General features: G+C 72.3%; 15 protein-coding genes. 6 read left to right on the top strand and 9 right to left on the bottom strand.

What is annotated here, in order from left to right:
* Positions 1-4: 4 nt before the first annotated feature.
* The 4 genes from ACFZDE_RS25265 to ACFZDE_RS25250 all read right to left on the bottom strand — a co-directional run bounded on the left by ACFZDE_RS25265 (position 5) and on the right by ACFZDE_RS25250 (position 5438).
* Positions 5-1462, bottom strand: coding sequence for a solute carrier family 23 protein (locus tag ACFZDE_RS25265; RefSeq protein WP_390994001.1), 1458 nt, complete (start codon positions 1460-1462; stop codon positions 5-7).
* Between the two features lie 111 nt (positions 1463-1573).
* Positions 1574-3973, bottom strand: a complete 2400-nt coding sequence (locus ACFZDE_RS25260) for a molybdopterin cofactor-binding domain-containing protein (RefSeq protein ID WP_391203313.1) — start codon at positions 3971-3973, stop codon at positions 1574-1576.
* A gap of 2 nt (positions 3974-3975) precedes the next feature.
* On the bottom strand, positions 3976-4548 hold the full coding sequence (locus ACFZDE_RS25255) for a 2Fe-2S iron-sulfur cluster-binding protein (RefSeq protein WP_390994003.1): 573 nt from the start codon (positions 4546-4548) through the stop codon (positions 3976-3978).
* Entirely contained in the window at positions 4548-5438 is an 891-nt protein-coding gene (locus ACFZDE_RS25250) for an FAD binding domain-containing protein (RefSeq protein WP_390994004.1), read from the bottom strand. The genes ACFZDE_RS25255 and ACFZDE_RS25250 overlap by 1 nt, the downstream gene beginning before the upstream one ends.
* Positions 5439-5744: 306 nt before the next feature.
* On the opposite strand from ACFZDE_RS25250, the gene ACFZDE_RS25245 reads away from it, so the two are divergent.
* Together ACFZDE_RS25245 and ACFZDE_RS25240 are read left to right on the top strand one after the other, a co-directional pair.
* Positions 5745-7418, top strand: coding sequence for a PucR family transcriptional regulator ligand-binding domain-containing protein (locus tag ACFZDE_RS25245; RefSeq protein WP_391203310.1), 1674 nt, complete (start codon positions 5745-5747; stop codon positions 7416-7418).
* 150 nt (positions 7419-7568) lie between these two features.
* Positions 7569-8342: a hypothetical protein gene (locus ACFZDE_RS25240; protein ID WP_391203307.1), complete on the top strand. Its 774-nt coding sequence runs from the start codon at positions 7569-7571 to the stop codon at positions 8340-8342.
* 347 nt (positions 8343-8689) lie between these two features.
* Here the strand turns inward: ACFZDE_RS25240 and ACFZDE_RS25235 are convergent, their stop codons facing one another.
* Complete coding sequence (locus tag ACFZDE_RS25235) at positions 8690-9505, bottom strand: FCD domain-containing protein (protein WP_391203305.1); 816 nt, start codon at positions 9503-9505, stop codon at positions 8690-8692.
* Positions 9506-9693: 188 nt separating this feature from the next.
* Between ACFZDE_RS25235 and ACFZDE_RS25230 the strand changes: the two genes are divergently transcribed.
* Both ACFZDE_RS25230 and ACFZDE_RS25225 read left to right on the top strand, forming a co-directional pair.
* Complete coding sequence (locus tag ACFZDE_RS25230) at positions 9694-10545, top strand: (2Fe-2S)-binding protein (RefSeq protein WP_390994008.1); 852 nt, start codon at positions 9694-9696, stop codon at positions 10543-10545.
* Positions 10546-10958: 413 nt separating this feature from the next.
* Positions 10959-11999 carry a DUF2637 domain-containing protein gene (locus tag ACFZDE_RS25225; protein WP_391203302.1) on the top strand — a complete coding sequence of 347 codons (1041 nt, stop codon included), beginning with the start codon at positions 10959-10961 and terminating at the stop codon, positions 11997-11999.
* A gap of 57 nt (positions 12000-12056) precedes the next feature.
* Here ACFZDE_RS25225 and ACFZDE_RS25220 read toward each other — a convergent pair whose 3' ends face one another.
* Positions 12057-12539 (bottom strand): ATP-binding protein, encoded by a 483-nt coding sequence (locus tag ACFZDE_RS25220; RefSeq protein WP_390994010.1) that lies wholly within the window; start codon positions 12537-12539, stop codon positions 12057-12059.
* 430 nt (positions 12540-12969) lie between these two features.
* Complete coding sequence (locus ACFZDE_RS25215) at positions 12970-13593, bottom strand: hypothetical protein (RefSeq protein ID WP_391203299.1); 624 nt, start codon at positions 13591-13593, stop codon at positions 12970-12972.
* Between the two features lie 233 nt (positions 13594-13826).
* Here ACFZDE_RS25215 and ACFZDE_RS25210 point away from each other — a divergent pair, with 233 nt between their 5' ends.
* Positions 13827-15203 carry a helix-turn-helix domain-containing protein gene (locus ACFZDE_RS25210; RefSeq protein ID WP_391203296.1) on the top strand — a complete coding sequence of 459 codons (1377 nt, stop codon included), beginning with the start codon at positions 13827-13829 and terminating at the stop codon, positions 15201-15203.
* Between the two features lie 79 nt (positions 15204-15282).
* On the opposite strand, the gene ACFZDE_RS25205 is transcribed toward ACFZDE_RS25210, so the two are convergent.
* Positions 15283-17025, bottom strand: a complete 1743-nt coding sequence (locus tag ACFZDE_RS25205; protein ID WP_391203293.1) for a pyruvate dehydrogenase — start codon at positions 17023-17025, stop codon at positions 15283-15285.
* Between the two features lie 66 nt (positions 17026-17091).
* Positions 17092-18678, bottom strand: a complete 1587-nt coding sequence (locus tag ACFZDE_RS25200) for a protein phosphatase 2C domain-containing protein (RefSeq protein ID WP_391203290.1) — start codon at positions 18676-18678, stop codon at positions 17092-17094.
* Positions 18679-18889: 211 nt separating this feature from the next.
* Between ACFZDE_RS25200 and ACFZDE_RS25195 the strand changes: the two genes are divergently transcribed.
* Positions 18890-19372: a DUF456 family protein gene (locus ACFZDE_RS25195; RefSeq protein ID WP_390994015.1), complete on the top strand. Its 483-nt coding sequence runs from the start codon at positions 18890-18892 to the stop codon at positions 19370-19372.
* The last annotated feature ends 44 nt before the right edge of the window (positions 19373-19416 follow it).

Here is a 19416-nt window from a genome sequence, read left to right as displayed (position 1 = left end):
GGCGTCAGTGGACGCCCAGCCAGCTCTCGATCGGGTTGAGGGCGAAGTACACGACGAACACCGCCGTGAGGATCCACATGAAGGCGCCGATCTCGCGCCACTTGCCCTGGGCGGACTTGATGGCGACGTAGGAGATGACGCCCGCGGCGACACCGGTGGTGATGGTGTACGTGAACGGCATCAGCACGACCGTGAGGAACACCGGGACGGCGGTGGCCCGGTCGGCCCAGTCCACGTGCCGGGCGTTCATCAGCATCATGGCGCCGATGACGACGAGGGCGGCGGACGCGACCTCCTGCGGCACGATCGCGGTGAGCGGGGTGAAGAACAGGCAGGCCGCGAAGAACAGGCCGGTGACGACCGAGGCGAGGCCCGTGCGCGCTCCCTCGCCGACGCCCGTGGCCGACTCGATGAACACCGTCTGGCCGGAACCGCCGGACACGCCTCCGATCGCGCCGCCGGCCCCGTCGATGAACAGCGCCTTGGACAGGCCCGGCATACGGCCCTTGTCGTCGGCGAGCTTGGCCTCGGTGCCGACGCCGATGATGGTGGCCATCGCGTCGAAGAACCCGGCGAGCACCAGCGTGAAGACGATCATGCCGACCGTCATCGCGCCGACCTCGCCCCAGCCGCCGAACCGCACGTCCCCGAAGAGCGAGAAGTCGGGCATGGAGACCGCGCTGCCGTGCAGTTCGGGTGCGCCGCCCGCCCACTGCCGGGGGTCGATGACGCCGGCCGCGTTCAGGATCGCCGCGACGACCGTGCCGCTGGCGATGCCGATGAGGATGGCGCCGGGGACGTTGCGGGCCTGGAGCATGAAGATCAGCAGCAGGGTCCCGGCGAACAGCAGCACGGGCCAGCCGGCCAGTTCGCCCGCCGGGCCGAGCGCGAGGGGCGTGGCCTTGCCCTGGTGCACGAAGCCCGACTTGTAGAAACCGATGAGGGCGATGAACAGGCCGATGCCCATGGTGATGCCGTGCTTGAGCGCGAGCGGGATCGCGTTCATGATCATCTCGCGCAGGCCGGTGACGACCAGCAGCATGATGACCACGCCGTACATCACGCACATGCCCATCGCCTGCGGCCAGGTCATCTCGGGCGCGACCTGGGAGGCGAGGACTCCGGAGACCGAGAGGCCGGCGGCGAGGGCCAGGGGCACCTTGCCGACGAAGCCCATCAGCAGCGTGGTGAAGGCCGCCGCGAACGCGGTGGCGGTGATCAGGGCGGGCTGGGCGAGCGTGGCCCCGGCCGCGTCCTTGCCGGACAGGATCAGGGGGTTGAGCAGGAGGATGTACGCCATCGCCATGAAGGTCGTGATGCCGCCGCGCACTTCACGGGCGACGGTGGACCCTCGGTGGGATATGTGGAAGTACCGGTCGAGCCAGGACCGCCCGGCCGGGACGCGGGTCCCTTCACCCGCGTCGTCGGCCGTGGTTCTCGGCTCTGTGGACTGCTGCGTCATGGGTGCCGTCTCCCAAGTTTCAAAGGGGGTTGGGATGTTCACGACCCGGGGGACGGCCCGAGACGAACAAGGGGCCCTGGGGGACGAAGCCCCCCAGGGGGACGTGACTGCTCAGCCCTCGGAGAGCTGGGTGCCCGTCAGGTGCTCGGGCCGCACCGGAGTCCGGTTCAGCTCGAGCCCGGTCGCGTTCCGGATCGCCGCGAGGACGGCCGGGGTGGACGACAGGGTCGGTGCCTCGCCGATGCCGCGCAGCCCGTACGGAGCGTGCTCGTCGGCGAGTTCGAGGACGTCGACCGGGATGGTCGGCGTGTCGAGGATGGTCGGGATCAGGTAGTCGGTGAAGGAGGGGTTCTTGACCTTCGCCGTCTTGGGGTCGACGACGATCTCCTCCATGACGGCCACGCCCAGGCCCTGTGTGGTGCCGCCCTGGATCTGGCCGAGCACCGACAGCGGGTTGAGGGCCTTGCCGACGTCCTGGGCACAGGCCAGCTCGACGACCTTCACCAGGCCGAGTTCGGTGTCGACCTCGACGACGGCCCGGTGCGCGGCGAAGGAGTACTGCACATGCCCGTTGCCCTGCCCGGTGCGCAGGTCGAAGGGCTCGGTCGGCCGGTGCCGCCACTCCGCCTCGACCTCCACGACCTCGCCCTCCAGCACGTCGGCCAGGTCGCCGAGGACCTCGCCGCCGTCGGTGACGACCTTGCCGCCCTCCAGGAGCAGCTCGGCCGTCGCCCAGGCCGGGTGGTAGGAGCCGAACTTGCGGCGCCCGATCTCCAGGACCTTCTCGCGGACCAGCTCGCAGGAGTTCTTCACCGCGCCGCCGGTGACGTAGGTCTGCCGGGAGGCCGATGTCGAACCGGCGCTGCCCACCTGGGTGTCGGCCGGGTGGATGGTCACCTGCGTGACGCCCAGCTCGGTGCGGGCGATCTGCGCGTGGACGGTGACGCCGCCCTGGCCGACCTCCGCCATGGCGGTGTGCACGGTGGCGACGGGCTCGCCGGCGACGACCTCCATACGGACCTTGGCGGTGGAGTAGTCGTCGAAGCCCTCGGAGAAGCCGACGTTCTTGATGCCGACCGCGTAGCCGACCCCGCGTACGACGCCCTCGCCGTGCGTGGTGTTGGACAGGCCACCGGGCAGCTGCCGTACGTCGGAGCCCTCACTGGACTCCCACTGGCGCTCCGGTGGCATCGGCATCGCCTTGACGCGGCGCAGCAGTTCGGCGACGGGGGCCGGGGAGTCGACGGGCTGGCCGGTCGGCAGGAGCGTGCCCTGCTCCATGGCGTTGAGCCGGCGGAACTCGACGGGGTCCATGCCGAGCTTCGCGGCGAGCTTGTCCATCTGCGCCTCGTAGGCGAAGCACGCCTGGACCGCGCCGAAGCCGCGCATCGCGCCGCAGGGCGGGTTGTTGGTGTAGAGGGCGATGGCCTCGATGTCCACGTCCTCGACCACGTACGGGCCGACGGACAGGGAGGAGGCGTTGCCGACGACGGCCGGGGAGGCGGAGGCGTAGGCGCCGCCGTCCAGGACGATCCGGCACTTCAGGTGGGTGAGCTTGCCGTCCTTGGTGGCCCCGTGCTCGTAGTACAGCTTCGCGGGGTGGCGGTGGACGTGCCCGAAGAAGGACTCGAACCGGTTGTAGACGATCTTGACGGGCTTGCCGGTGCGCAGGGCCAGCAGACAGGCGTGGATCTGCATCGACAGGTCCTCGCGGCCGCCGAACGCGCCGCCGACGCCGGAGAGCGTCATCCGCACCTTGTCCTCGGGCAGGCCGAGCACGGGCGCGATCTGGCGCAGGTCGCTGTGCAGCCACTGGGTGGCGATGTAGAGGTGGACGCCGCCGTCCTCCTCGGGCACGGCGAGGCCCGACTCGGGGCCGAGGAAGGCCTGGTCCTGCATGCCGAAGGTGTACTCGCCCGTGACGATCACATCGGCCCGCTCGCGCGCCGCCGTCACGTCACCGCGGACGATCGGCTGGCGGTGCACGATGTTGGGGTGCGGGACGTGCCCTGCGTGGTGGTCGTCGCGGTTCTCGTGGACGAGCAGCGCGTCGGGGGCGGTCGCGGAGGCCTCGTCGGTGATGACGGGCAGCTCGCGGTAGTCGACCTTGATCTTCGCGGCGGCCCGGCGCGCGGTCTCCGGGTGGTCGGCGGCGACCAGGGCCACCGGCTCGCCGTGGTGGCGGACCTTGCCGTGGGCGAGGACCGGGGTGTCCTGGATCTCCAGCCCGTAGTTCTTCACGTCGGTGGGCAGGTCGTCGTAGGTCAGTACGGCGTAGACGCCGGCCGTGGCCAGGGCCTCGCTCGTGTCGATGGACACGATCTCGGCGTGTGCGACGGTCGAGCGCAGGATCTGCCCCCACAGCATGTCCTCGTGCCACATGTCGGACGAGTACGCGAACTCGCCGGTGACCTTGAGGGTGCCGTCGGGGCGGAGCGTGGACTCGCCGATGCCGCCCTTGGTCTGGGAGCCCTGGGTGATCTTCGTGGGGGTTCCGCTGGGGGACGCCATGATCAGACCGCCTCTGACTGCCGGGCGGCCGCGAGGCGGACCGCGTCCATGATCTTCTCGTAGCCGGTGCAGCGGCACAGGTTGCCCGACAGCGCCTCGCGGATGTCCGCGTCGCTCGGCGTCGGGTTGCGCTCCAGCATCTCGTCGGCGGCGACCAGCAGGCCGGGGGTGCAGAAGCCGCACTGGACGGCGCCGGCGTCGATGAACGCCTGCTGGATCGTGGACAGCCCGGTGCCCTCGCCGGTCTGCGAGTCGGTGCCCTTGGCCTCCCACTGCCGCGCGTCCTGGAGGGACGTACCGCAGCCACCGGTCCCGCAGGACCGCTGCTTGGCGAAGTCGGCGAGCCCCTCGACGGTGACGACCTCGCGGCCCTCCACCTGCCCGGCGGCGACCAGGCACGAGCACACCGGAACCCCGTCCAGACGGACCGTGCACGAACCGCATTCGCCCTGCTCACAGGCGTTCTTCGAACCAGGAAGGCCGAGCCGCTCCCGCAGCACGTACAGCAGGGACTCGCCCTCCCACACGTCGTCGGCTTCCTGCTGACGGCCGTTGACCGTGAAGTTGACACGCATCAGGCAGCTCCCTCGGTGGTGCGGCGGGCGCCGCGGTAGGACTCCCAGGTCCAGGTCAGCGTGCGGCGGGCCATGACGCCGACCGCGTGGCGGCGGTAGCTCGCGGTGCCCCGGACGTCGTCGATCGGGTTGCAGGCGGCGGAGCACAGGTCCGCGAACTGCTTGGCGACCGACGGGGTGACGATCCGGCCGTTGTCCCAGAAGCCGCCCTCCTCCAGCGCGGCGTTCAGGAACTCCTCGGCGGCCTGCGCCCGGACGGGTGTCGGGGCGGCGGAGCCGATCCCGGTCCGCACGGTCCGGGTCTCGGGGTGCAGCGCGAGCCCGAAGGCGCACACCGCGATCACCATCGCGTTCCTGGTGCCCACCTTGGAGAACTGCTGCGGCCCGTCGGCCTTCTTCACGTGCACGGCGCGGATCAGCTCGTCGGCCGCCAGCGCGTTGCGCTTCACACCGGTGTAGAACGCGTCGATCGGGATGAGACGGCTCCCGCGCACCGACTCGACCTCCACCTCGGCGCCCGCGGCGAGCAGGGCGGGGTGGGCGTCACCGGCCGGGGAGGCGGTGCCGAGGTTGCCGCCGACGCCGCCGCGGTTGCGGATCTGCGGGGAGGCGACCGTGTGCGAGGCGAGGGCGAGACCGGGCAGCTCGCCGCGCAGGTTCTCCATGATCTTCGTGTACGGCACGGAGGCACCGAGCCGCACGCTGTCCTCGCCGACCTCCCATTCAAAGAGGTCGCCGATGCGGTTCAGGTCCAAGAGGTACTCGGGCCGGCGGTGGTCGAAGTTGATCTCGACCATCACGTCGGTGCCACCCGCAATCGGCACAGCGGTGGGGTGCTCGGCTTTCGCGGCGAGCGCCTCCTCCCAGCTGGCGGGGCGAAGGAAGTCCATGACCGGCTCTCTTCTTCGTCTTCTCGTGGGGCGTTCGGTTTGAGCCAATCCGTGTGCGGCGGTCCCGGCTCGTCCCTGTGGTGTTCACGCGTAGTGGCCTCAGTACACAGCGGCGTGCTCCGACTGAGTCAGTCACGGAAACCATGAAGGAGTTGGCTGGCCAGGGCAGGCATCTTGTAGATTCGTATGAACGGAGGCCCTCAGAAACCTCCTCGTTCTCCTGTGGAAACGCGCGACACAGTCGCGTGACCTGGGACACAGCCGGGGCAGGGTTTGATTTCGAGACAAAGAACGGCGGCGACGAGAATGCGGCTGCGCGCACTGCTGGACACCGACGCGCTGGGCCTCAAGCTGCTCGGCGGCGAGGACGAGCTGGACCGCACCGTGCGGGGTGTGATGACCACCGACCTGCGCGACCCCAGCCGCTACCTCGCGGGCGGCGAGCTGGTGCTCACGGGGCTGGCCTGGCGCCGGGACGCCGACGACTCGGAGCCGTTCGTCCGGATCCTGGTGCAGGCGGGCGTGACGGCCCTGGCCGCGGGCGAGGCCGAGCTCGGCGACGTCCCCGAGGACCTTGTCGTGGCCTGCGCCCGGCACCACCTCCCGCTCTTCGCGGTGCACGAGTCGGTGGCGTTCGCGACCATCACCGAGCACGTTGTACGGCAGGTGTCCGGGGAGCGCGCCGGTGATCTCGCGGCGGTCGTGGACCGCCACCGCCGCATGATGACCTCGGGGCCCGCGGGCGGCGGCCCGGACGTGGTCCTGGACCTGCTCGGCACCGACCTGGACCTGCGGGCCTGGGTCCTGTCCCCTACCGGCCGCCCGATCGCCGGCTCGAAGACGGCGGGGCCCGCCCTGCCCGCCGAGGCATGCGCCCGGCTCGCCGGGGAGCACCTGGCCGCCACCCGCACGGGCCGTCGCGGCCCCCACCGCGTCACCCTGGGCGCCACGACGTACTCCCTGTTCCCGGTCCGCTCCACGGGCCGCTCCCCGCAGCCGGCCCGGGACGTGCGCGAGACCGTCCTGTCGGACTGGCTGCTGGCCGTGGAGGCGGACGCCGGGGACTGGCCCGAGGAGCGCCTGGACCTGCTCTACGGCGTCACCCAGCTGATCGCGGTCGAGCGGGACCGCCGCGACGCGGCCCGCACGGTCCGCCGCCGCCTGGCCCAGGAGGTCCTGGAACTGGTGCAGACGGGCGCGGCACCCGCCGAGATCGCCGCCCGGCTGCGCGTGGCCGCGCCGGTGCTGCTGCCCGGCCTGGGGGCCGCGCCGCACTGGCAGGTCGTGGTGGCCCGCGTCGACTGGGACGGCGACGAGGTCGAGGGCGGCCCGGTGGCACAGGCGCTGCTGGAGGAGGTCCTGGTCGACCCCGCGGTCGCCGGGCCTGAGCACTCCGACCGCATCGCCGTGGCCCACACCGGCGGCGAGGCCATCGCCCTGGTCCCCCTCCCGGCCGTCTCCGCCGAGCACGACGGCACGGAGGCGGGTGTCCTCGCGGACGCGCTCCTGGCGTCGGTACGGGAGCCCCTGACGGCCGGCCTGAACGACGACGGCCGCCTCACCCTGGGCGTCAGCGCGGCCGTCCACTCGGCGGAGGGCCTGCGCGGCGCGCTGGAGGAGGCCCGCCACGCCCGGCGCGTCGCCGCGGCCCGCCCCGGCCGGGTCTGCGCGGCCGGCCACCAGGAACTGGCCTCCCACGTCCTGCTGCTGCCCTTCGTCCCGGACGACGTCCGCCGGGCCTTCACGGCCCGCCTCCTGGGCCCCCTGCGCGACTACGACCGTCGCCATCGCGCCGAGTTGATCCCCACCCTGGAGGCCTTCCTCGACTGCGACGGCTCCTGGACCCGCTGCGCCACCCGTCTGCACCTGCACGTCAACACGCTGCGCTACCGGGTCGGCCGGATCGAGCAGTTGACGAGCCGTGATCTGTCGCGGCTCGAGGACAAGCTGGATTTCTTCCTGGCACTGCGCATGAGCTGATACGCGGGGTGTCCCGGCGGCAAACCCGGGACACCCCCGAGTCCCACGACTTTGTGAAATCCTTCACCCACCCTCTTGGCCCGGCCCGCCGATTCGTGCTGAGATGCCGCCACCACTCAACAGCTCGATGGCGTGCTCGGGGAGGGCAACGTGGCGCATTCCGCCATGTCTGGTAACGGAACGACCGCAGGTGACGATCCCCTCCAGACCGCGGTATGGCGGCTGCGCTCACGCGGGTGCTGGGCCGACGCGGCCGCCCTGCTGCTGCCGGACACACCGGCGGCGACGCTCCAGCGCGCGTCGCTGCTGGTGGAACGGTGTCTGTACACCGAGCAGGGCTGGGAGGAGGCCGAGGACGCGCTGCGCACGGCCGAGGCGATGGCCCACAGCGACGACGAACGCGGCGCGGCAGCTTGTGAACGCGGGTACTTGGCCTACGCGTCGACGCTGCTCGCCGTGCGGGACCGGGCCGACGAGGCGCGGGCCGCGCTCGGCCGGGCCGCGGCACTGATCCCTCCCAGTGCCGCCGCACGGGCTCTGCTGGACTTCCGTCGCGGGCTGCTGGCGGAGAACCTGACGAGCGCGCCCCAGGCCGCGCGGGCCGCCTACCGCCGGGCCCACGCGGGCGCGACGGCGCACTCCGATCCGCTGTTGCTGTCCTTCACGTGGCGTCATCTCGCGGGACTCGCGCTGCGGGAAGGGGAGTTGGCGGAGGCGCGGCACGGGTTCGCGGAGTCGCTGCGGATCCGGGAGGAGCTGGGCTATCTGGTGGGCACGGCTCCGGCGCTGGTGTCTTTGGCGGATACGGAGACGGAGCCGGAGGCGTCCCGGCTCCGTGAGGAGGCGCGCCGGTTGTTCCGTCTGCTCGGGGGTGTGCCGACGTGGCTGTCCCGCCAGTTGGCTCCGCCGGCTGCAACGGCGTAACGGCGTTGCAGCTGAGGCCGGGTGGGTCCGCAGCCCGGCGTAGCGGGGTGCCTCCCCCAAGCTCTCGGCTCCGCTCGAGCAGGGGGGACCCCCACCGCCCACCCATGCCGCCCCCAGCGGCACGCATGCCCGCAGCTAGGGCGCCACGCTGTCCGCAGGTAAGTGCTCCCGCACCCGCCGTCGGACGTAAGGGGTCGTGTCGGGGGGTGTCCGCCCGCAGCGGTTGGCGCGTCAACGGACAGTGAGTCGGTATCCAACCCCATCGCGCCGTTCCGAGGACGGACACCCCCCGGCGCGGCCCCGACCCCCACCCGGCGCCACGCGAAGACGCGAACCCGCACCCCGCCTCAGCCCGCGCCGGCAGCCGCCCCGGTGAAGTGTTCGCCCACCAGCGCCCGCACCACATCCAGGTCCCGTGCGACCAGCGCGTCCAGCAACGCCGTGTGCTCGTGCGCGTCCGCGACGAGTTCGGCACGCCCCCGGCCCCCCGGTCCACCCCCCACCAACGGCCACTGCGCCCGGCGGTGCAGGTCGTCGGCGATCTGGACCAGCTGCTCGTTGCCCGAGAGGGACAGCACGGCCCGGTGGAACCCGCGGTCGGACTCGGCGTAGGTCGCACGGCAGCCGGACGACGCCGCGCGGACCGTCGCCTCGGCGAGAGGCCGCAGGTCGGCCCACCGCTCGGCGGGCACGGTACGGGCCAGCCGCAGCATCACCGGGACCTCGATCAGCGCCCGGACCTCAGCCAGCTCCCCAAGTTCCCGCACACCCCGCTCGACCACCCGGAACCCACGGTTCGGCACGACCTCGACGGCCCCCTCAAGGGCCAGCTGCTGCATGGCCTCCCGGACCGGCGTCGCCGAGACCCCGAACCGCTCACCCAGCACCGGCGCCGAGTACACCTCCCCCGGCCGCAGATCCCCCGCCACGAGCGCGGCCCGCAGCGCGTCCAGGATCTGCCCCCGCACGGAGGCCCGCTGCACGACCGGCCTGGCCCGCCCGGCGACGGGGAGCGGCGGCTCACTGTGCGTGTGCTCCCCCCGCACCGCCCCGGCCTGCTGAGGCACCCGCGCCTGCGCGGCCGGTGCACCCGACCCGGCGGCCCGGCCCACCGCCCCCCACGAAGCCCCCGCGTCCGCGGAGCCCTGCGCTCCCTGCCTCACAGGTCCTCCTCCGGACGTATCGGTACTTGGGGTCATTACGGCGGGTTGTTACTCGTCCGTCAAGCACCATATGCGCCCCGGCCCCCCGTTCACATCCTCGTTCACATCCCCGTTCAACTTCCGAAGATCTTGAGTAAGGTTAGGCTTACCTTCAAGAACCCCGTTTCACCCGACGGATCGGTGATCACATGCCTGCGCCCGTTTCGGCCGTCTCCGGTGCCTACAGCCGCCTGGCCGAGGTCCTCCCCGGCCTGGCCGTCACCGAGCTGAGCGCCGACGACGAGACCCCGCACGGCGGCGGCTGGACCCCGGCCGCCGACCTCGCGGCCGCGGGCCCCGCCCTGGACCGCTTCCTCTCCTGGGACGTGGACCAGATCGAACGGGACTACGGACAGCAGGCCCGCCCCGATGTCGTCGCCACCTTCGGGCTGCACCGCTACGCCTGGCCCGCCTGCCTCCTGATCACCGTGCCGTGGCTCCTGCACCGCCGGGTCCCCCGCTACCCCGTGACGCACGTCTCGTACGACCGCACCGCCCCGGGGTACGCCCTCGGACGCATGGCCGTCCGCCCCGCCGGCTTCGCCTGCCTGCCCGGCGACGAGGCGGCCGCGCTGCCCGGCGCCCGGGTCGTCCCCGACGAGGAGGCACTGCGGGCGGAGGTGCGGTCGGCGGTCGCCGAGCACCTGGAGCCGGTCCTGGCCGGCTTCGGCCCGCGGATGCGGCGCCGCGGACGCGCCCTGTGGGGCATGGCGACCGACGAGATCGTCGAAGGGGTCTGGTACATCGCCCAGCTGCTCGGCGAGATCGAGGAGCGGCGTGCGATGCGCGAGCTGGAGCTGCTCCTGCCGGGCGCGACCAAGCCGTACGTCGGCACGGCGGGGTTCCGGGAGCTGGCCGGCCCCGGCGGCGAGCCCCTGCTGACCCGGGACCGCGCGAGCTGCTGCATGTTCTACACGCTCCGCCCCGAGGACACCTGCGCGACCTGCCCGCGCACCTGCGACACGGACCGCGTCACCAAGCTGCTGGCGACGGCCGGTTGAGCCCGCGCGAGGACGATTCCACCCTCGCCGTCCCGTAAGATCATCGCGAACCGGACACCCACACCGGCCATCCCCGCCACACCCCCCGGCCACCCGCGACACCTGCACGCCCACGGTGCGACACCTGCACGCCCACGGGGCGACACCCGCACACCCACGGGCGACACCCGCACACCCACAGGCGATTCACATCATCCTCACGCGTCACGGGAACTTTCCGCGGAACCACTCGTACGGGTAGTCTTGTTCGAACTCAACTCCCGCCCCTCAAGCGGCAGTTCGAGCAGAACGCTGCCCTGGGCATTCCCTTGCACTTCCTTGGCGGCCTCTTGCCCCGAAACCCCCTGAGGGCCGATGGGATTGGGCCACTATGGCGGGCGTTACGCCCTATCCCAATGCAAGGGACCACCCAGATGAGACTGACCGACATATCGCTGAACTGGCTGCTTCCGGGCGCCGTGCTTCTCCTGGGCATGCTGGCGGCGGTGGCGGTGCTCGCGCGCGGCAAGCGCTCCTCGGTCAAGGACACGAGCGCGGACGACTCCTGGGAGCGCAGCGAGGAACGCCGCAGACGTAAGGAAGCCCTCTACGGCACCCTCTCTTATCTCCTCCTCTTCTGCTGTGCGGCCGTAGCCGCCCTGCTCTCCTTCCACGGCCTGGTCGGCTTCGGTGAGCAGAACCTCGGGCTCTCCGGCGGCTGGCAGTACCTCGTCCCGTTCGGCCTGGACGGCGCGGCGATGTTCTGCTCCGTCCTCGCGGTGCGCGAGGCCAGCCACGGTGACGCGGCGCTCGGCTCCCGGATACTGGTCTGGACGTTCGCCTTCGCCGCGGCCTGGTTCAACTGGGTGCACGCGCCCCGGGGCGTCGGTCACGCGGGTGCCCCCCACTTCTTCGCGGGCATGTCCCTGTCGGCGGCGGTCCTGTTCGACCGCGCGCTGAAGCAGACCCGCCGGGCCGCCCTGCGCGAGCAGGGCCTGGTGCCGCGCCCGCTGCCGCAGATCCGTATGGTGCGCTGGCTGCGGGCCCCGCGGGAGACCTACCGCGCCTGGTCGCTGATGCTCCTCGAGGGTGTGCGCAGCCTGGACGAGGCCGTCGACGAGGTGCGCGAGGACCGGCGCAAGAAGGAGGAGACCCGGCAGCGGCGGCGCGACCAGCAGCGCGTGGAGCGGGCCCAGCTGAAGGCGATCAGCCGCGGTCACCGCGGCCACTTCGGCCGGGGTGGCGGACGTCAGCTGGAGGTGCAGGTGGAGCGGGGCTCCTCGCAGGTCGCCGCGGAGCCTGCCATATCGGCGCCGGAGCCCCTGCCCGTGCGCTCGCGTCCCTCCCTGCAGCCGGTGCGCAAAGGAACTGACCCGGTGACCGTCGACCTCACCGCGGAGGACGACACCATGGCCCTGCCGCGACTGGACTCCCTGGAGCGCAAGCTCAAGGACCTGGAGCAGCAGTTCGGTTAGCCGAGCCGGGGCGGAGCAGCGAGGGGGCGTGGCCTGCGGGCCGCGCCCCCTCGGCGTTCACGCCGCGTCCGCCTCCAGCTCGAACCAGACGGCCTTGCCCACGCCGTGCGGCCGGACCCCCCAGGCGTCCGCGAGGGACTGCACCAGCAGCAGGCCCCGCCCGTTTGTACCGTCGTCGGCCACCGGTACGCGCAGCCGGGGTCTGCGGGCCACGAAGTCCCGTACTTCCACCCGTAGTCCATGGGGCCCGACGGTGGCCGTGAGGACCGCGTCGTGGTCGGTGTGGACGATGGCGTTGGTGACGAGTTCGCTGGTCAGCAGTTCCGCCACGTCCGACTGCCCGTGCTTCCCCCAGTGGCCGAGCAGTTCCCGCAGGGCCCTGCGGGCTTCGGGGACGGCCCGCAGGTCCGCCCGCCCGAGTCTGCGCCTCAGTTGCGGTGCCGGATCCCGCTCCGTGATGTCGTCGGCCCCGTCCTCCACCGTCTTCGTCGAGAGGCTCCCGATCGCTATGGGACCGCCTCGTCGTGCCTGCCTCTCCATGACCCCCGCCCGCGCGCCGATGTCGGTTCCCCTCCTGCTCGAACACGTTCACGGGGATCCATGCCCCAACGGGAACGCGGCAGTCATGTCGAATTGTCAACGACCGGGTGTTCGGCCACCTGAACGGGACGGGCGACCCGGACGGCGGGCCACCCAGCGGTACGACGGTGAGGGCGAGGGGGGCAAGAGGGTAGCCGGTCGGTGTGCGCGGGTGGATCCTGACCGCCGGAGATCGGACCATGGGCCGATGCCCGGCTGCCGTTTTCTGCGTACGCGGTGAAGGGCTGGGGCGACGAGCCCCCGTGCGCGGTGCTCCACTGAAGTTGGCCGAAGTACGACGGTCTTGACATCCGCCACCACCGGTACGGGGCCACCCTCCCCACCCCCGTGGCGGGAGGACGGCCCCGGTCTTCCGTGGCGTGCGGTCAGGTCAGTAGAGCTTGTTGACGGCGGTGGTCGTGGTCTTCTTGAAGGCGGCCACGGGGGCGTCACCGAAGTCGCCCATCTGACCCCATCCCACGACGGTGACGGTCCTGCCGTCCCGCCCGACGGACAGCAGCGAGATGTCCGTGGCACCCCAGGACGTCTCGGTGTGCAGTCCGCGGACGCGGGCGCCCTCCTCGACCGGCAGAGTGCCGTAGTCCCGGCCCTCGGCCTCGACCTCGGGGTCGTTCTTCTCGATGCGCTCGGCGCAGGTGCGGATCAGGTCGTCGTAGTGCTTCGCCAGGGCCTTGGCCAGGGTGGCGGTGTCCGCCACGACGGTCAACTGCACGGCGTTCGTGTCCAGGTCGGTCCGGAACTCCCGGTACCGGTAGTCGTAGGAGGGCACGCCCTCCGTGCTCACGCAGAAGCCGAGCCCCTCCGGGAACCCCTCGGTGACCGGGCCGGCCGTCCACGTCGAGGTCGGGTGCGGCGGCAACTGCGACGCGGAGAGGAACTTGGGAGCGGCGGCCTTCGGCGCGGCACCGGCGGCCGGTGCCGTGAGGAGTGTGCCCGCCGCGAGGGCGGCGACGGTGAGTGCGGTGAGCGCGCTCGCTCGGATGTGCTTGGGCATGGGTGTCCCCCGTAGGTGAAAGGTGTGAATGGTCGATGCCGCCGCGCGGCCGGCTGGTCGGCCCGGACCTGCTCGGTGCGACACCAGAAGCATCAGCGGTCCCACCGGCCGGACGCAACAGCCGGCCCGCGATCGGGCACGGTGGAACCATCCCAGCCCGTCTGACGTGCAGGTACATGGAGTGCCTGGGATGCCGTTCCGGGCCGGGTCGGACCTACGAGGACGGGGGAACGGTGTCGGCACAGAGCGACGTCGACGACGTCGGGGAGTTCGCGGCGCTGCTGCGGACACTGAAGGAGCGCACGGACCGCAGTTACGGTTCGCTGGCCCGGCGTCTGGCCATGAACACCTCGACGCTGCACCGCTACTGCGCGGGCGAGGCGGTCCCCCTCGACTTCGCCCCGGTGGAACGCTTCGCCGCCCTGTGCGGGGCGTCCCCGGAGGAACGCCTGGAACTGCACCGCCGCTGGCTCCTGGCGGTGGCGGCACGGCAACGGCCCCGTACGACCGGTACGACGGGTACGCCCGGCGCGGCTCGGGCGGAGGAGGCCGCCTCCGAGCCGGACGAACCGGAGCAAGCCCCCGACGCCCCCGGCGACCTGACGGACGGTCCGCAAGCCGCTCCGGGAACCGCCACGCCGGATCCCGCGGAAGAGACCCCGCTCCCCCACCCCCGCCCCTGGTACCGCCGCAGACGCGCAGCCGTCGGTCTGGCCGCGGCCTGTGTCGTCCTCGCGGCACTCGGGAGTCTCGCCGCGCTGCCGGACGGGCGGCGTACACCGGCCGGTGACGACCGGGCCGGGTCGGCCGGTCCGGCCCCTTCCGCCATGACGGAGACCCGGGCACCGGACCGGCGCGGCGCCTCCCCCACTCCGAGCGGCGGCTCCCCGACTCCCCGGCGCCCGGCCGCCTCCGCCACCCCGAAGCGGCTGAAGCCCTCCCCTCCACCCTCCACGCACACCACCCCGCCCACCGGCGGCTCCACATCCACCCGGCCGCCCCTCACCTGGTCGGCCGACTCCCAGGCGTGGAAGCTCGGCTGCGGTCACGACTACGTCATCGCCCGGCCGCCCGGGCAGGTGGCGCCGCCGCCCGTCCCGCAGGACGCGGGGGTCTGGGCCGCATCGCAGAACGCGGTGCACGGCGGCGAGACGCTCGTGGAGCTGACCGTGCAGGGGCGGACCGACACGGCCGTCGTACTGGAGGCGCTGCGCGTACGCGTGGTGGGCCGGACGGCCCCGGCGCAGGGCAACGCCTACGCCATGGACCGGGGCTGCGGCGGTGCGATCACGCCGCGCTCCTTCGACGTGAACCTGGACATGGACCGGCCCATCGCCCGCGCGGTCCGCGGGAACGACACGGGCACGCCGATCCCGGCGGTGCGCATGCCGTACCGCGTCTCCGCGCGGGACCCCGAGGTGCTCCTGGTCAACGCCAGGACCCAAGGGTGCGACTGCCGCTGGTACCTGGAGCTGGACTGGTCCTCGCAGGGCCGCACCGGCACGGTCCGGATCGACGACCACGGCCGCCCGTTCCGGACCAGCGGCATCAAGGGCCTGCCCCGCTACGTGTACGACACCTCCGCACGCGGGTGGGTGCCCTACAGCTGATGCCTGTCGTTCGGATCAGCCCGCTCACCGGCGTTGACCAGCACCGCCGATTCGCTGCGACCTGATCCGAACGACAGGCCTAGAGGCGGGGCATGTTGCGCAGGTTGGAGCGGGCCATCTGGAGCATCCGGCCGACTCCTCCGTCCAGCACGATCTTCGAGGCGGACAGGGCGAAACCGGTCACCATCTCGGCCTTGATCTTCGGCGGGATGGACAGCGCGTTGGGGTCGGTGACGACGTCGACGAGGGCCGGCCCCTTGTGTTTGAGGGCGTCCTTCAGGGCCCCGGGGAGCTCCTTGGGCTTCTCGACGCGCACCCCGTACGCACCGCAGGCGCGGGCGACGGCGGCGAAGTCGGGGTTCTTGTTCGCGGTGCCGTAGGAGGGGAGACCGGCGACCAGCATCTCCAACTCGACCATGCCGAGGGAGGAGTTGTTGAAGAGCACGACCTTCACCGGCAGGTCGTACTGCACCAGCGTCAGGAAGTCGCCCATCAGCATGGAGAAGCCGCCGTCGCCGGACATCGACACGACCTGCCGTTTGCGGTCGGTGAACTGGGCGCCGATCGCCATGGGCAGCGCGTTCGCCATCGAGCCGTGGGAGAAGGAGCCGATGACCCTGCGGCGGCCGTTGGGTGAGATGTAGCGGGCGGCCCAGACGTTGCACATGCCGGTGTCGACGGTGAACACGGCGTCGTCCGAGGCCACTTCGTCGAGCACGGACGCCACGTACTCGGGGTGGATCGGCGTGTGCTTCTCGACCTTGCGGGTGTACGCCTTCACCACCCCCTCCAGCGCGTCGGCGTGCTTCTTCAGCATCCGGTCGAGGAAGCGGCGGTTCTTCTTCTCCTGCACCCGCGGGATCAGGCAGCGCAGCGTCTCCCGTACGTCTCCCCACACCGCGAGGTCCAGCTTGGAGCGGCGGCCGAGGTTCTCCGGCCGGACGTCGACCTGGGCGATCTGCACGTCGTCGGGGAGGAACGCGTTGTAGGGGAAGTCGGTGCCGAGCAGGATCAGCAGATCGCACTCGTGGGTGGCCTCGTAGGCGGCGCCGTAGCCGAGCAGGCCGCTCATGCCGACGTCGAAGGGGTTGTCGTACTGGATCCATTCCTTGCCGCGCAGGGCGTGCCCGACCGGGGACTTGATCTTCCCGGCGAACTCCATGACCTCGGCGTGCGCGCCGGCCGTGCCGCTGCCGCAGAAGAGGGTGACCTTGCCCGCGCTGTCGATCATCTCGACGAGCCGGTCGATCTCGGCGTCGCCCGGGCGGACCGTCGGGCGGGAGGTGACGAGGGCGGTCTCGGCGGCCTTCTCCGGGGCGGGCCGGTCGGCGATGTCGCCGGGCAGGGTGACGACGCTGACGCCGCTGCGTCCTACGGCGTTCTGGATGGCGGTCTGGAGCAGCCGGGGCATCTGCTCCGGGCTGGAGATCATCTCGCTGTAGTGGCTGCACTCGGTGAACAGCCGGTCGGGGTGGGTCTCCTGGAAGTAGCCGAGGCCGATCTCGCTGGACGGGATGTGCGAGGCGAGGGCGAGGACCGGGGCCATGGAGCGGTGGGCGTCGTAGAGGCCGTTGATGAGGTGGAGGTTGCCGGGGCCGCAGGAGCCGGCGCAGGCCGCGAGCCCGCCGGTGATCTGTGCCTCGGCACTGGCGGCGAAGGCGGCGGTCTCCTCGTGCCGGACGTGGATCCAGTCGATGGCGGAGTTGCGGCGGACGGCGTCGACGACCGGGTTGAGGCTGTCGCCGACGACTCCGTAGAGCCGTTTGACTCCGGCGCGGGTCAGGATGTCGACGAACTGTTCCGCGACGTTCTGTTTGGCCATGGTTCTCGTCTGCCCCTTCGGTCTCCTGGGATCCCTCCGGGTTCCATCAAGTCACACCGGCAGCGCTCACGCCTCCCACACCGCGGCGGCCGTACGGTCGTCCGCGTAGCCCTTGACCCGCACCTGGGAGTCGGCGAGGAACGCGGCGAGGCCGGGCGGTTCGGGGCGGGACCACCGCTCGGCGAGGTACTCGCCCAGTTCGGGCTCACCGCGCAGGGGCTCGGCGAGGCCGCCGCTGCACATCAGGAGGGTGTCACCCGGGCGGGCGACGGAGGTCCGGAAGCGGAACGGCTCGCGGGGCGGCTCCGGGGCCGGTTCGTAGGGGCTCGGCGGGGTCGGGATGCCCAGGTCCATGGTGAGCCGGTCGCCCTCGGGGGTCTCGGAGGGCGGTGAGCCGAAGCCCAGGACCGGTTCGCCCTTGGCCTCGGAGATGCGCGGCTCGATGTCCTGCCACTCGCCCTCCCGCAACCGGAACAGTCCGCCCGGCCCGACGCCGAAGAACACCCGCGTGCGGCACCCGGGGTCGGCCGGCAGCAGCAGACAGCGCAGGCTCGCCGCGTACTCCTCGGGGTCGACGCCCTGCTCGGAGGCGCTCGCCCGGAGCTTGCCGAGGCTGCGGTCGGTGAGCCGGTGCAGCCCGGATTTGAGGTCGCCGCGCCGGCCGTCCCTTATGTCCTCGACCAGGCGTGCGTGGCTGCGTCCGACGGCCCGGCCGATCCAGTGACAGGCCTCGGCGGCGGCCCGGTGCGCACCCGGGGCGGTCCGGGCCCCGGTCGCCATCGCCACCAGCAGCAGCGCGTGCTCGCCCGTGCCGAACCGGGCGGTGAGCAGCGAGTCCCGGCGGAGTTCGCCCCGGTACCGCGCGGAATCGCCCCGCACGGACACGGCCCGCAGGGTGCAGGCGCCGTACCGGGCCCCGTCCAGCACGGTGTCCGCCACCAGGTCGTCGAGGTCGTCCGGGTCGGCGGCCGGGAGAGCGGTGGGTTCGGCGTCGTAGGTGGGCGGCCGGGTGCCCACGTGGCCACGGGACCGGGGGGTGGGGGCGGGACGCTCGAAGCGGGCGGCGGCGTCCTGGCCCGGCTCGGCCGCGAGGGGCTCGGTGGTGCGGGGTTCGGTGGTGCGGGGATCCGCGGAGTGTGCGTCCGTGCGGTGTGAGTCCGGAGGCAGTGGCTCGGTGGCGGGGGCCGGTGGAGCCTTGGGAGGTGGGGGAACCGGGGGCGTCCCGGGGGTGGGGAACGACGGGGCCGGGGGCCGCTCCGGATGCTCGGCGGGCGGAGACGGGGGTGCCGCGGGGGGTGGCGGGGCCGCTGTGGGCGGGGGCGGGGCGGTCGGGAAGCTCGTGGGTCCGGTGGGCCGGGGCGGGGGTGGCTCCCAGGGGGCGCGTTGCGGCGGCCGGGAGTCCGCGCGGGGAGCGGCCGGGACGTCGTCGGCTCCGGTCCGGGGTGCCGGAACCACCGGCTCCGAGCCGGGGGGCCGGTCCGAGGGGCCGGTACGCTCCCGCGCCCCATCTCCCACCGCCCCCGACGCCGACGCGAACCGGTCGTCCAGGGAATCCCGTGCCGGTGTGGGGCCCGTGTCGTCGGTGGAGTCCTCGTACAACTCCCTCCACCAGTCGTCCTCGTGACCGGTGGGCCTTCCCCCCTGCTGGCTCATGCCGGTCATTGTCCACCGCACGAGCCGCATGAAAACGGGGCTTGTGGAAAAAACCGGCCGTCCACGGGCAGGTGAACGGTACGTCGGGTGAGCCGTAGAACGGTCATCCGAAAACCGGGGCCGGGCGGGGCCCAAGCGGCTGACCTGCGGGTCTGGGTCCCGGGCACGCTTCTGACCTGCGTGTTCTCCGGGGTTCCGGCAGGCTGGTCAGATGGGAGTGTGGGACCTCCTGCTGGTCGGGCTGGTCATCCTGCTCGGGCTGTGCGGAGTGCTGCTGCCCGCCATGCCGGGATCGTTGCTGGTGTGGGCCGCGGTCATGTGGTGGGCGCTGAAGGATCCGCAGCCCGTCGCATGGTGGACGCTGGTCGGGGCCACGGCCTTGCTGCTGGTCTCCCAGGCCGTCCGCTGGGTCCTGCCGCCGCGTCGGTTGCGGATGAACCGCACCACCCGCCGCATGCTGGCCTGCGCCGGGGCCGGATCCGTTCTCGGTTTCGTTCTGGTCCCCGTCCTCGGCGCGATCTTGGGGTTCCTCGCCGGTGTCTACCTCTTCGAGCGGCTGCGCCTCGGCCGGCACACCGACGCCGTCGCCGCCCTGCGCACGGTCATGCGCGCGGGCGGCTCCAGCATCCTGGCCGAACTGTTCACCTGCCAGCTGATCGCGGCGGCCTGGATCGGCGCGGTGGTCTGGGGCTGAGCGCCCGTCCCCCGGGCGGGCGGGCCATCAGGCGAGATGTCGGA

The sequence above is a fragment of the Streptomyces sp. NPDC007929 genome (genome assembly GCF_042959065.1).
GTDB lineage: Bacteria > Actinomycetota > Actinomycetes > Streptomycetales > Streptomycetaceae > Streptomyces.
The sequence above is the reverse complement of the archived record's forward strand: the minus strand, read 5'-3'. Positions and strand labels throughout refer to the sequence as shown.